Genomic DNA, 14,011 nt, shown 5'->3' on the forward strand with positions numbered 1-14,011 from the left:
TTATTTAAAATTTATATTGTGTGAATTATTAAAATTTTCAATCAACAAATAAAATAACCCTCTAATATAATGCTCTTCGTAATCAAGAGAAGAGAAGTCTAGAGTTAAATCACAACATTCAGAGTCAATAATAAGTCCAATACCTATATGCATAATTCGACATGCTCCACGATCATTGACTAAAATTTTATGTTTGTACTGTGTGTTAATTTTTCCTGTAAACCATTTTTTATTTATTACATTTAGGCAAATTGATGGAAATTGTATACCAACCTCTCCATATTCAGTGTTACTAGCAAGCAGAGTATTAGTATCTCCACCATATAGAGTGCTCATTAGCACTCTGGATTTGATATCATTGACACAGTAACCATTTTCGCTCTTTTTTATTATCAACGGCCGTATCTCGTTCAACCATCCTAATGTATATCTAGGATCTATCGAATAAGTAGGTTCTCTTCCATGTTGATTTAACCCTATATATAGGTGTTCTCCTCCAAAGTACTCATCAAATGACGATGCTATGGCTTTAATTAAATGGGCTGTAATCATATTGTCTGATGTAGATCTTAAAACTTTATGACGAAGAACTGAAGTACTGGACTCTAATTTCATATCTCTAATTGGAAATCTTGATTTCTCGGAGTTATTAATTTTTAACTCACAGTATTCTTTTATAAAATCTAAATTATATTTATTATTTCTTGATTTCTTACCCAGTTTAGAAGATACAAAATTTTTAATATGGTTCTTCTCATATAAATCCCAGTTAGTATCCTCTCCAGATAACAGATTTGAAATCATTCCATTGGAAAGTGCATCAGATAAGAAATGATTTACGACAAAGAAAAAACTTAAGCCATTAGTAGTTTCTTTTAAAAATAAAGTAAGTGGTTTTATCAAGTTATAATCAGATAATATTTCATGCTCATAATCTTCATAAGCCATTATCTTTATTTTTACTTCACCTACAGGTTTAACACGCAAGTCAGTTGTTATCGTGTAGTGAATAAATAACTCAGGGCATATTTTTGACAGCCTAAATAAGTTAGAGTTGAGTTTTTCTTTTGCATCATCACCATATATATGAAATTCTGGTGTTGTTGATAGCCATTTGTAAAACTCAGAATTACGGCGGTCTATAAAAGTAACTCGATTTGATAGTCTATTTAAGTAGTAATCCATCACTCACTCCAAACGGGTTTATCATTAATAAATTATTGCACTAGAGTGCGAGTTGGTAATTAATACTTAATTAACTACCGTCAGTAGATAGAATACAACTCATTTTCCAACTTTAATATTTGTCTATTTAGCTGTGCCTTTGCTGTCGGAAATTTATCGAAGAAATCAGACTGTTCACAAAGTAATTTGTAACATTCTTTAATTCTTTTTTCATTGAATTTACTTGATGTTAATTGATTACTAGAATGCTTGTTGACCTCAATGTAAATCTGATTTATAGGTACCGGATGAATATTGTTCTTTAGCAATCGAACAACTAGTTCTGTATCTTCTATATATCTGTATTTTGGATTAAAGTATCCGATATCCTTAAGTACTTCTCTTGCGCAAGTAAGTCCATATCCAGTGCCAATCCTTAAAGCTGTCACTGCCAAATCTGAAAAACTATCATATTCAATAGGAAATTTTATATCGAATTGACTTACACATGATTCGGATACTCGATCTAAAACTTTCACGCTTGACCAATAAAAACAAGATTTATCAACGTTATTTAAAATTTCATCATGTAATCTTTCCAAATAACTAGGTAACATTATATCATCATCATCTAGGAAAGTTATATAATCTCCACTTGCATGTTTACATCCAATACTTCGACAAAAACCTGGGCCTTTACCTAAGTTACTTTCAATAACTGTCACATTAGGTAGATGTAAAAAAATGTTACCAATAGATTTTTCTGCATCATTAACTATTATTATTTCTTTATTCAAGAATTTCTGTGAATTAACGCTGTTAACTGCATTCAGTAGCATTGATGGCCTATTAATTGTTGGAATTATTACTGAAATTTTCATAATTTCTCCCTCATATAATTAAATTGGTGACACATATATGACACTAACTACCATTATATTTTTTACATTTCACTATCAATGCAGAGACACGATTCACAAAGTATGGAAAGTTATAGATTATAGTTATCTAACAATATTAACAATTAGAGATATAGTTAACCTTATAAATTTAATATTCCCATCAATATGAACCACTCCAATTTAACATGATTAACACTATTTTTAGTTTAGCACGACTTATTAAAGTCAAATCATAAGAAATAACAATAATGTGAAACCAGTCACATATATGATTTATTCTCTTTTCAATATCTTGCCCGTCTAAGTAATCTAAGAAACAATCTATTCCCAAGAGAATTGGTTGTGTAGCGCATATGAATTTGGCGACCTATATGCCTATATGATGGAGGTATTCGAATCTACTTCATAGATAAATAGGTGACGTTATGACAAGAGTATACTCGGCGTATTTAAACGTGAAATAAAAAAAGTAGCTCCAGAGGAACTCGGAAACATAAAAATAAGCCAGTACACCTCGGAGGGCAGAACGCCACTCTCTTGATGTTCGACTCACTGAACAATTCTCGATAATCGATAAAATTAGGCAGAGCTCTAAATGTAATAAATTTTTTGTGATTTATTCAGTTATCTATAGAAGAAGTTAAAAATTCTAGCATCGTCGATCTAAGCGGGCCCTACCCTAAGAGATGTCAGATATATATACCCAATAGATTTCAAGATGCATCGCGACGGCAAGGGAGTAAATCCCCGATAGCATAGATAACGATGTAGCCGGGGTGAACGAGCGCAGCCAACAAAGAGGCAACTTGAAAGATGACGGGTATACAGTAATTATTAAATAAAGAGGTATATGATATGAATACTATAGTTACAAATTCAAAAATTTTATACACATTAACTTCCTTATGTAGAACTGATTATGAAAATGTGAATAAAAGTCAATTGATTGATATTATGAATCATACGGAATTTCCTTGGGATCGGTTCCTTTCAGTAGTCAATAGGCAAAAAATTGTAGGCATCGTCTATAAGTCTCTGTCTGAAATGAAATTACTCCATCTAGTACCTTATAGAGTAGCAAGTGCTATAAAATATATTTATTTAGCAACAACCAAGAGAAATCAGGTGCTTATGGATGAATTGATTACTATTTTAACGGCATTTAAGGAGGAAGAAATTGATATAAGGCCTCTAAAAGGCTCTGTTTTGTTGGATTTGATATATACCGACTATGGTACACGAACACTAAACGACTTAGATTTTTTTGTTAGCAAAAATGACTTAAAAAGATTGCCAAAAATTATGAATAATTTAGGTTATATTCAAGGAGAGTATAATGTTAATGACAAAACGTTAACTGAACTTAGTCGTGAAGACAAATTAATGTGGAAAGTAAAGATGTTTAACCTTCCACCATTTTGTAAAATCCACCCAGAGCCCACTGTTGATATTATATCTATAGATTTTACTTTTGGACTGTCATTTTCTGACAATAAAGACATTAATGAAAAAATCCTATCAACTTATTCTATTCTAAATAACAAAAAAACATTATCCAATATTGATTTCTTTATCCATTTATGCACTCATTTATATAAAGAGGCTTCAAACGAAGCATGGGAAAATTTTGCTCAAGATATCAATTTAATAAAATTTTGTGATGTTAGAGAATATTACTATTTCTTGTCCCAAAAAATAGATAATGATGACATTATATCTAGAGTGAATGAGCTTGGTGTTGAAAAAGCATTCTCTTTCTCAATACTCTATTCGTCCATTTTATACAATGACAATAATTTAATTAAACTTCTGGAAAGAATAAATTATTCAAAATATAACTTCCAAGAAGTATACACTCAAAACAATGAGATAAATAAGATAAAGTTAAACTCAGTCAGTGAATCTATTCTACTTGTAAAATAGTGATAGACATACTCTAAGTTTATAGTATAAAACTATGAAGATTAGTGAAATATTAAGACTAGCCATCCCCATTTCAATTCAGAGTTTGGTTTTCTCTTGCTTAGGTTATATCGATATTTTTATGGTATCTAAGCTAGGGGAGGCCAATGTCGCCGCAATTGGAATTGCGGCTAAAGTAACATGGCTAAACATTACATTGCTCATATCGTTAACTGCCACTTTATCTATATTTTTATCGAATTATGTTGGTTCGGGAAATGTAAAAAGCCAAACTTCAATAATACAAATATCTCTATTGTTTTTATTAAATAACTTTTCATAATTATAATACACTCACTCTTTTTATTCTCTGCTATTCCTGTAGGGACATGAATTTAAAAACGTTTTCACTTTCTCAAGCAATTGCCACATATACTGACAGCCATGATTTCGTGTCACCGTTTCATGTAAGGATTGCCACAGACGCTCAATTTTATTCAGCCAGGGTGAATAAACAGGTAAAAACAACAGATTAAATTTAGGATGACAAGCCAGCCAATCTCTGACCCGTCGGCTTTTATGGATACTGTAATTATCCAAAATCAAAGTGAGGGTTTCAGCATGACAATACTGGCGTTCAAGTTCTTCCAATACATTGATAAATAAATGAGAATTCTTATTTAACCCGTCAGCATAAGTCACTTTTCCCGTTTGAACATTCAGGCAACCTGCAAAATAATGTTTTTGGTTTTTTCCTGGTGTCACTATACGTTTCTGTTGCCCTTTTAAATACCAGTCAGCCCCGATTTTTGGATTCAGCTCGATGTCGACTTCATCTTCATAAAAAACGGGATGTTTTTCTGAACACGTTGACAATGCCTCGGTAATTTTCGCCATTTTTTCATGGTACTCGGGATCGGGTAATTTAAGCGTCGGGGCTGCCCTTCGCCACACGATACCCATTTTATGTAAGTAACGATAGAAGGTACTGATGGATAATTTTATGTTTAATAATTCATTGATTTTAATTATAAAAAACTCAAGACTCCAGCGAGAACGCAGGCAGCCCAATTGCTGGGGAGAATATTGCAATAAAAAAGACAGTAAAGGATAAAGCGGGATTAAATTCCAGACAGCGGGTCTGCCCACAGGCAGGCTTTTGAGTCCTTCCAGACCATATAAAGTCAACCAGTTTATCCAGCGATAGACAGAAGAACGACTGGCGCAAAGGGTTTTGGCGACCAGAGAGACAGACTCGCCTCGATGCAGCATCAATATGGCCATGAGCCTGCGAGCATAATCTTTATCTCGGGTGTTCTGGATAATTTTTTTCATCTGGCGTCGTTCATTGCGGGGTATAGGTGCTATGATAGGCATAACTCAGTCCGTTTAGTGGTTTGGGATTATCTACAATTGATCAGATTGCAAAAATTGGACTGAGTTCCCTCCAAGTGTTCTACTATTTTGAAAAGTTATTTAACAGTATCTACAATACAGTCTATTATTCAGGCATTGTTTTCTTATCATGTATCTTCTATTTTTACCGATAATTTAGAAGTCTCGCTTCTTTGTTCAACTTATTTAAAATACACTTCACCTTTATATTTATTTAGTTCACTATCACTAATTATTGACACAATCAATAGGTGTCATAAAAAACCATCCATATCAACAAAAATAACCATTCTAGAGGTCATAATTGCGGTTTTCTTAAACTGGGTTATGATATATGGAAATTTATCATTCCCTGAGATGGGTATCATAGGTGCAGCTTTATCAACAACAATAGCTAGAATAATCAGAACAATTGTTGGTTCTTATATATTAGTAAAAATTTACACCTATAAGTATTTTATAAGCACAATATATTTAAATTCTTTTAAGCCACTAGTTGTTGATTATTTTTCAAAGTTTCTACCTATTTTATTAACCAATATAATATGGTCGCTTGGAATCGCTACGTATCAGTTTCTCATTGGAAAACTAGGAGTTGATTATATAGCTCTACACTCTGTTATTTCCTCCATAGAATCCGCATTCTTAGCAATATCTTGGGGAGTAGCCACTTCATCTGGGATATTAGTTGCCAGAAGACTAGGATATGGATATAGCATAGCTGAGCTAGATAGATATTTAAAAAAGCAGAAGTTATCAGTTTACTTATATTCATTGGTAACTAGCGTGACTTTCTTTATAGTGCTTTATTATTTTTCAATATATTATAATGTAAGATATGATTTTACATATCTATTGTTTTTCCCATTGATTTTTTTGCTAAAATGCATATCTGTATATTATCTAACTATACTTCAAAATTGCGGTGATACGAAAAATAACCTAAAATTGAATTTTATTTGCCAATGGTTAGTATCCATACCAATTTCAACTGTTCTTATAATACATCTAAACTGTACTTATATTTCAATTTTGGCTATGCTAACTGTTGAAGAATTACTCAAAGTTGTCTTTTTGCATGTTAGGTTGAAAAATTTGTCATGGATTGATGATGTTAAATTGGCTAGGGGCTGTTGACGTTTTGGCAGGGGATTTAAACAGCATGATGGCCTGGTATCATTATCGTTCTGGTCTGATCCCGGTAAAAAATCAATATTCATTAACGCATCAAGTCGTAACGGTGCTAAATAGGCTTCTTCAAGATCATCGGCGTACATCACCATGCCAAACTCATTTTCATCCATCGTCGCAAATCGGCGGCTACGCGTATTAAATAATACATAACCAACCACATCTGGATCTTTTTCAATGAGTCCTAGTTCTTTCTGTTGCTTATTAGAGAGTTTTGGCTGTTTACAAATGTATTCCCTACCAGGTCTTGAATGAGGTCTATGCGCAATATCTGCGTCTGTCTTCACTAAAAGCCCCCACCGATTGTATCAGTAACGCCATCAAAGAGTTATCTGTGTTTCCTTATTACTCTCTGGAGCTGGGCATATTGTATGCCGCCGTTGATGGACAAAAGTTCAGCGTTGAATACCCGATGATAAAGGCCCACGGTTCAAAAAAATATCTTGGTCGCGGAAAAGGCGTAGTAGCTTATACCTTGTTGTGTAACCATATAGACAGCATGAGCACAACACAGGCTCTGCCATGGAACGTGGGAACCTGTCGTCCCGATGTGAAGGGAGCGGCGTCAAGCAGAAAACCTGCAAGCGCCTGAGTACCGATGCGGGGCACAAGGGCAGATGGCTCCGTAGTAGTGATGAAACGTCTGAAATGAACGTGGAGCGAAGGGGCCAGTCGTTGGGGCTGTATTACAGGTCAACTGCACAAGTGGGAGGAACCGGTGAACCAGCCCAAACCGTTTGCGTTATCCAAACTGGCAGTATGGAGAGCGTACAAGAAGGTAAAAGCCAACAAAGGTAGCGCAGGAATCGATGGTCAATCGATTGAGGAATTTGAGAAGAGCCTCGTAGGAAACTTGTACAAACTCTGGAATCGAATGGCCTCGGGCAGCTATATGCCGCCGGTGGTTCGGCGTGTCGAGATACCAAAAACGACGGGTGGAGCGAGGCCACTGGGGATACCCACGGTAGCGGATCGCATCGCGCAGGGGGAAAGTCTCCTTGCCCGACCCGATAACCCCCGTATTAGCCACAGAGACCTTATCAGCCCACTCCTCAGCAGATACATTGTCCTAACCATAATTATAAAAAGCTATAAATAAATATTTATACCCGTCATCTTTCAAGTTGCTTCTTTGTTGGCTGCACTCTCTCACCCCGGTCACATAGTTATCTATGCTCCCGGGGATTCGTTCCCTTGCCGCCGCGATCCATCTTGAAATCCATTGGGTATATACCCAAGAAACTTCAAGATGCAGTTTTTAGCACCTGAAAATGGTCGTTAATTCTAGACATCAGCGAGTCCGCTATATCCGGTAGCGTTGTGGTGAAAAATTTGAAGACGTTGTCTCGAAATTCATGTTTATCCGCAAAATAACGGTTATTTCGAACCTGTTCATTCATGACCTTCCATAATCGCTCTATTGGGTTTAAATTTGGGCTATAGGGAGGAAGGTAATGTAACTCAATATTGCTAACATAAGCCCACTCCTTAACAAGATGAGCTTTGTTGTAACCCGCCCCATCCACAATAAGATGAATTTTTTGATGATAGTCAGGATAAGACTTTCTTATTTCATTGAAAAAACAGCAAATGTTGTAGTCATTGATGGTTTGATATTCCTGGAACACCGTACGACCAATGGCATTCAGGTTGAGCGCGCCCAATATATTCAGGCGAGTCCGGCTTCCTGTTGTTTTTACTGTTTTTTTCTCGCCTTTTCGCATCCAGCCATAACCGAGTTTGGTGCCTTGAGTCGGGTGAACAGCATCAAGAAAAAGGATGGGTTCGTCTTTCGCTGTGACTTTAAGATTCTCATAATATTCAATAAATTGTCGCTGTTTTTCTGCGTCGAATTTATGAGGGACGCCACAAGGTTTTTTATAAGAAAAACCCTGACGGTGTAGCCATTTATTCATGCCGGGAATGCTAAAGGTAATATTCCAGAGCTGAGCAACATAGGCCACGATTTCATGGGTGTGATGGAAAAGATGTTGAGATAAGTGATTGATTAAAAAATCAGTTTGTTCTTGAGAAAGCAAACTATCAGACCCCCCATTATCAGATTTAAGTTTACCTTGATTAAGGTAATCGCTGATATGACGGTTAACGGTCATTTCATGAAGACGCAGGGCCTGAGCGATCATCACTGAACTCCAGCCTTCAGAGGCCAGCAGGACCGCTTTGATGCGATCACACTCCCTCTTATCACGGCAGGTGTGATGGAGATGTTCAAGTTCGGCTTTTTGTTCATCGGTAATGAATATTTTCATAGCGAGGATAATGATCTCCATTTCGGATAAAATCAAGCATCTTCAATGATTACGGGTATATATAGTTATATATAGTTATACTAATTAATAATTTTACAATGTTATTAATTGATATTTTATATTAATTGAGATTAACTATAATCACCCTACCTTATGATTGTGACTTTAAAATCAAAAAATAATATTTTTATATGAACAATCATTTCTATAAATCAAATGGATATAGTAGCTATATAGCTAAATAAATAATAAATTTAATCAACTTGGAGGATTATATGTCACATTTTGAATATGATATCGAAAATAAAAACGACACCTATCAATTAAAAGAAAATGAATATACTGCGGTCAATGGAAAATATTGGGAGTATAAGCGAGATGAAAATGAAAATAAGCCATTTATTCACCTACTGAAAGGCAATCAAGACTATCCAACTTGGATAACCTCTGATATTAAAGAAATGGCTCTATATATTATAGAAAATTTACTTTCTTATAATAAATACTCAACTACATTACAACAGACTTTGAAACAAGCTGTGGACGCCGTTTTCAATGAATATTCCGAAATAAAATATTCTGAGCTACTGAATAACATTAATAATATATTTAACCTTTTCTTTATAAAAAATTATAACAGCTCTGATATCGATACAGCAATCAATATCTTAATATCAAAGATAGAAATTCATGAAAAATTAGCAAGCATAAATAAGGATAAAGTCGATTCAGATCAAACTAAAGTCGATATATGGCAGGATCTGGAGATTAACGCAGAAGAACCTTTGCTGAAAATATATCGTCAGGCATTCTCTACCGGAGATATCGATGATGAGGTCTATTCAGATGCATTGCTAACTTTTATGTCAGATGGCAATGTAGCATTAAATGATAAAGAAAAATCAGATTATAACCAACGAATCAAAGATAAAGAAGATCTTTTCAAATCCTATAAAGAAGGTATTGAAAAGGTGAATAGTTTAATTTCTGCTAATAATATTAATCCAGGCATTCCCATTATTCATCCAGAAATAAACCAAAGTATCAGCATTGGAGATGACATACTATTAGCTCTACTAGCCAAAGAAGAGGTAGCATTAAAAAAACAACATCGTACCGAGTATAGCCAGAAAGATATTCTTGACCTGCAAACTCTACAAGCTGCTAAGTATCATTTATTAGTCTTATCTTCATTAGGTGCCCTATTATATCAGATTGCTCCTAAAATCGGAAAAATGACTCAAGGTCATGGTGATTATCGCGATATAATTTTTGCCCAAGATCAAGCTGAATTATTATTTAAAAAAAATAATATTCACTATGATACGGATCATGTTCTTTATCAAGAATCAAAACATATTGAAATGGAAGGCTGTATTATTTTAACAGCCGCAATCATTTATCGAATGAGAAAAGAGAATGCCAATGTGGAACAAGCACTTAAGTATTCTACATTAGAAACAATAAAATTATTTGAAAATGACAAGCAAAAACTTAATCCTTTCAATAAAAACAACGTAAAGCCAGCAGGATACTTTTCTTTTATCGATTTTAAAAAGAGAGATAAATTTGATTCACAATATAATTTTAATGAGCAATTTAATGTTTATAAAAACAAATACAGTGATTATGAATCCATTTTACTTAGTAAATTAATACTTTCATCTCCGGCTGCGCAATTAACTACCGAAGAGATTGTTAATCCACCAGAAGAAGCTTTTCTCTATTCAGTCGAACAGGGTATGGGAAATGTCGCCATGATAAAAATGTATCAGGGTAATTGGTTGGTTGTCTCAACAATACAAGGAGGAGTGAAGGCAAGAAAATATTCCCAACAACAAGTTGATAGCCAGCCCACCTTACGTGCTATGTCTAGACCCAATGCACTATTTTTAATTGAGCAAAAAATAGAGATAGGCATGGGGATATTAATGGCAAATAGAATGGTTCGTACAGGAAAAAGACTTTTCCCGATTGGCTATGAACGGGCCAAAACCTTAAGCGGCTTCTCAGAAACAAGCCGATATAAATATTCTTATGACGCATTTTGGAATGATTATTATGGTATAACCTCAGGAATGAATGTCGGAATTAGTTTCACAGGCTCACCTAAATTTAATTTTTATAAAGAAGATAACTTACTTTCTGTTACCACAACGATAGTGCAGAAAGGCTTAAACGATATTGCAATAAAAAGTAAACAAGCTCTGGATATTACCTCTGGTTGGCATATCGCGGCAACCATTCTGATTCCTTTCTATAATGTTATCTATAAAGCAACAACCGATAGTGAATATACATTAACGGGAGAGGATGTCGGTTCAATTATCTTTGATACCGCGAATGTGCTGTTAGTTGTTGCTACCCTAGGTATGTCATTGACTGAATCAATGGCCGCTAAAGTCACACAAACTACATTACGCCTCAGACAAGCCGGTCTGACCGGAAGAGCTCTAATTACAGCGGTTATCCGAACATTACCAGAGCATGGCGTAATCACTTTACGCCAATCTTCCCGCATTCTGCTCGGTGGATTAATCGATTTAATCGAACCTTTGCCCATTAGATCAACATTGACCTTAACTTACCGAGGAGTCGTAAGCGCAGTAGGTGTGATAAAAAATAGCATTAAACTTGAGAAAAGTTTCGCCGATATTTTTAGCAAAAGCACCAGAGGGCTTGGTAAACTGAAAAATGAATGGCAAGTCAGCAATATTTCACTCAACCGAATGGTAGCTCATGCAAATGAGGGAATATATAAAGGGATCTATTCAATACGCCCTGCTAATGTGGAAACCGCAATTAAACAGAACTACTATATAAAGGAATCTGGTGCTAATTACCAAGTCAAATGGGATGAAACAAACCACACCTGGCGCGTAGCCAATCCAGCTTATCCGCAACAATTTAGTTACTGGCCTGCGGTGAAATTAGATAAAAATGGACATTGGATTACTCATACCGATGTATCTAATAAATTTCTTATCCTGGAGCAAAGTAAAAAAATAGATCAGGAACTTGAAGCAGCACGCAGTAATATTAATAACGATAAAATATTGGATGCATTTATTCATATCAATACCGCATTCAAAAATCATGAAAAGTATGATATCGATAAACTATCAGATATTACTGATACATTAACCCATTTCTTGGAAAAATCTTTAAAACTTGGAGATAAACAAGCCCTACTCAACACAGAGATAGTGAATATCCAACAAGCTTGGATACGTGAAGTCAACTTACCATTACAAAACAATCTATTACCAAAAAACCTAAGTATTTCGGCTGAAAAAATTAATGCCATCAAAACCGAACTACCTTATCTATTGAGGGAAATCTATCCTGTTGGAAATCAATTACCTAATGCATCGGCAATCAATAAAATGGCCCTAGCTATTGAAGAAATACCTAACACACCGATGCCAAAATACTCTTCGGGTAATATCCAAAAAACGATACAATACACATCCATAGAGAGTAACCGCGTAAATATTCCCCCTATCGGGATCACAATAACAGGTAATGATCTCTTTATTAATCAAGTCACTCACGTACTAGATGAAATAAGTGAAATCCCTTCCGGAAATATCGTTATTCAAGAGCTTGAAAAACAGGGTTTAAATATACAACCACCAACGATGGATGCCATTGTACGCGAGAAAAATGGTCAATTTTATGCCCATAATAGCGCCGGTAGCAGTATTGCCTTTGACCCAGAGAATCACTTGATTGGCACAGAAGAAAAACTTGTCGAGGAGCCTTGGCGTTCCCGTGAGCCTGCTATCGCTTTATATCATGAGATGCTACATATCTATTATAATCGTTACCCAACATGGTTTACTTCTATCGATAATAAAATAATTGATCAAAAAGTCAGTGGCGGTTTTTCTTTGCTGGAAGAATCACGCATTGTGGGAACAAAATATTACGCCAATGATAAAAATACGTTATTTGATTTCAGTAATTCTGGCTATTTATTAGAAAACAATTCGGCTTTATTGACTGAAAATAGATTCAGAGCAGAATATGCCATATTCAAAGGTGAAAGCGAGTATGTTATTCAACCTTATTATGGTAAAGGAGATAGTCAAATCCCATTAACAAGTACTAGAATAAGCACAAATGAATCATCCCGCAATGTCATGGGTGTGGGTAGTGGAAAACCTGAAAAAATGCCCGATGAATCAGCTACTGATTACCGTAACAGAGTGAAGGAATGGCGAAAAGCGAATAAAAAACCAGGGGCGGATATAGATATTGGATCAGGTGATATGAGAAAAAGAAAAGCACAATTCAGAATTGAGATTTTACAAAAAGAATATCCTCAACTTGAACCACAAAAAATTGAGCTTGGTGGTGCATTCGAATTATGGACAGTACCTAATGAACCGGCGAATAGATTAATGCTGAGTTCACATGGATATTTTTTCTCTGATAGTGCAATGACGCAAGTCCCTGCGGGAAAAACGATTCAATTTCTTGGTCCCCACGGTCAGACATTATTGGAATCACCGGAAAATCCATTAAATTCTCCCTTTGATGTTACATTAGGTAATAGCGGCTTGACTGTACAACCTTATGCAACAATTAAAGCAGGCAACACAGCAAGTCTGGCTAATGTAAGAATAGGTGATAAGACGTTTACCGTGAACGATATTCAGAATATGGCTACCAATGATATTGAAAATTATCTGCTAGCCACTGGAGTAGAAGCCAATACAGTTAATCATGGTAGGGTAAGAAATTACGGTATCAAATATTATGAGAAAATGCCTGATGAGGAAGTGAAAGCGGCAGTATGGAAAAATAGGACAGACAGTACGAATATCAATAAATATGACGCACTATTAGTCAGCCCGGAAGCGGGGAATCGTAAAAAATTGTCCGATATTTTTACGCTGCTGAAAACCAACGAAAGGATGGCAAAATATGATGAAATAACCTTTGTTGCCTGTCGTGAAGAATTGAACAGAATAAATATGAAATCAGTACATGATACCGGCCTTGGCGGTGGTTATGAACCCAAACTACAACCAACGGTGGTTCTTTCTCGTTCAAAACGTTCGGCGACTCTCACGCCCGACGGAGCAATAATTTATTCTGTTATTGCAGTAAATCTGCATTATAATCTCATAACAGAAAAAATTGTTGGTATCGCCCCTTTCCTACTTATGGATAATTAAA

9 protein-coding genes and 1 pseudogene are annotated in these 14,011 nt (G+C 35.3%); 5 read left to right on the forward strand and 5 right to left on the reverse strand.

The window, feature by feature from the left end; all coding sequences use genetic code 11:
* Both PluTT01m_RS12435 and PluTT01m_RS12440 read right to left on the reverse strand, forming a co-directional pair.
* Positions 1 to 1,185, reverse strand: a complete 1,185-nt coding sequence (locus PluTT01m_RS12435; RefSeq protein ID WP_011146644.1) for a hypothetical protein — start codon at positions 1,183 to 1,185, stop codon at positions 1 to 3.
* An 80-nt stretch (positions 1,186 to 1,265) separates the two neighbouring features.
* Positions 1,266 to 2,045, reverse strand: a complete 780-nt coding sequence (locus PluTT01m_RS12440) for a glycosyltransferase family 2 protein (protein ID WP_011146645.1) — start codon at positions 2,043 to 2,045, stop codon at positions 1,266 to 1,268.
* An 876-nt stretch (positions 2,046 to 2,921) separates the two neighbouring features.
* On the opposite strand from PluTT01m_RS12440, the gene PluTT01m_RS12450 reads away from it, so the two are divergent.
* Positions 2,922 to 3,989 carry a nucleotidyltransferase domain-containing protein gene (locus tag PluTT01m_RS12450; RefSeq protein ID WP_011146646.1) on the forward strand — a complete coding sequence of 356 codons (1,068 nt, stop codon included), beginning with the start codon at positions 2,922 to 2,924 and terminating at the stop codon, positions 3,987 to 3,989.
* Positions 3,990 to 4,023: 34 nt separating this feature from the next.
* Complete coding sequence (locus PluTT01m_RS28250; protein WP_071824112.1) at positions 4,024 to 4,311, forward strand: MATE family efflux transporter; 288 nt, start codon at positions 4,024 to 4,026, stop codon at positions 4,309 to 4,311.
* Positions 4,312 to 4,331: 20 nt separating this feature from the next.
* Here PluTT01m_RS28250 and PluTT01m_RS12460 read toward each other — a convergent pair whose 3' ends face one another.
* Positions 4,332 to 5,345 carry an IS630-like element ISPlu10 family transposase gene (locus PluTT01m_RS12460; RefSeq protein WP_011144774.1) on the reverse strand — a complete coding sequence of 338 codons (1,014 nt, stop codon included), beginning with the start codon at positions 5,343 to 5,345 and terminating at the stop codon, positions 4,332 to 4,334.
* Positions 5,346 to 5,432: 87 nt separating this feature from the next.
* Here PluTT01m_RS12460 and PluTT01m_RS12465 point away from each other — a divergent pair, with 87 nt between their 5' ends.
* The gene (locus PluTT01m_RS12465) at positions 5,433 to 6,500 is read left to right on the forward strand and encodes an MATE family efflux transporter (RefSeq protein ID WP_071824113.1); all 1,068 of its coding nucleotides are present in this window, start codon (positions 5,433 to 5,435) and stop codon (positions 6,498 to 6,500) included.
* Here PluTT01m_RS12465 and PluTT01m_RS27115 read toward each other — a convergent pair.
* Positions 6,383 to 6,841 carry a hypothetical protein gene (locus tag PluTT01m_RS27115; RefSeq protein WP_049789776.1) on the reverse strand — a complete coding sequence of 153 codons (459 nt, stop codon included), beginning with the start codon at positions 6,839 to 6,841 and terminating at the stop codon, positions 6,383 to 6,385. The two genes, PluTT01m_RS12465 and PluTT01m_RS27115, sit on opposite strands and share 118 nt — an antisense overlap.
* Between PluTT01m_RS27115 and PluTT01m_RS12470 the strand changes: the two are divergent.
* Positions 6,781 to 7,047 (forward strand): annotated as a pseudogene (locus PluTT01m_RS12470) (Tn3 family transposase); the annotation flags it as partial. The gene PluTT01m_RS27115 and the pseudogene PluTT01m_RS12470 overlap by 61 nt on opposite strands.
* A 751-nt stretch (positions 7,048 to 7,798) precedes the next feature.
* On the opposite strand, the gene PluTT01m_RS12480 reads toward PluTT01m_RS12470, so the two are convergent.
* Positions 7,799 to 8,824, reverse strand: a complete 1,026-nt coding sequence (locus tag PluTT01m_RS12480) for an IS630-like element ISPlu19 family transposase (protein ID WP_011144720.1) — start codon at positions 8,822 to 8,824, stop codon at positions 7,799 to 7,801.
* A gap of 275 nt (positions 8,825 to 9,099) precedes the next feature.
* Between PluTT01m_RS12480 and PluTT01m_RS12485 the strand changes: the two genes are divergently transcribed.
* A complete protein-coding gene (locus PluTT01m_RS12485; RefSeq protein WP_011146648.1) occupies positions 9,100 to 14,010 on the forward strand; it encodes a putative adhesin in 4,911 nt (1,636 codons plus the stop codon).
* The last annotated feature ends 1 nt before the right edge of the window (position 14,011 follow it).

Source organism: Photorhabdus laumondii subsp. laumondii (assembly GCF_003343245.1).
Taxonomy (GTDB): Bacteria; Pseudomonadota; Gammaproteobacteria; order Enterobacterales; family Enterobacteriaceae; genus Photorhabdus; species Photorhabdus laumondii.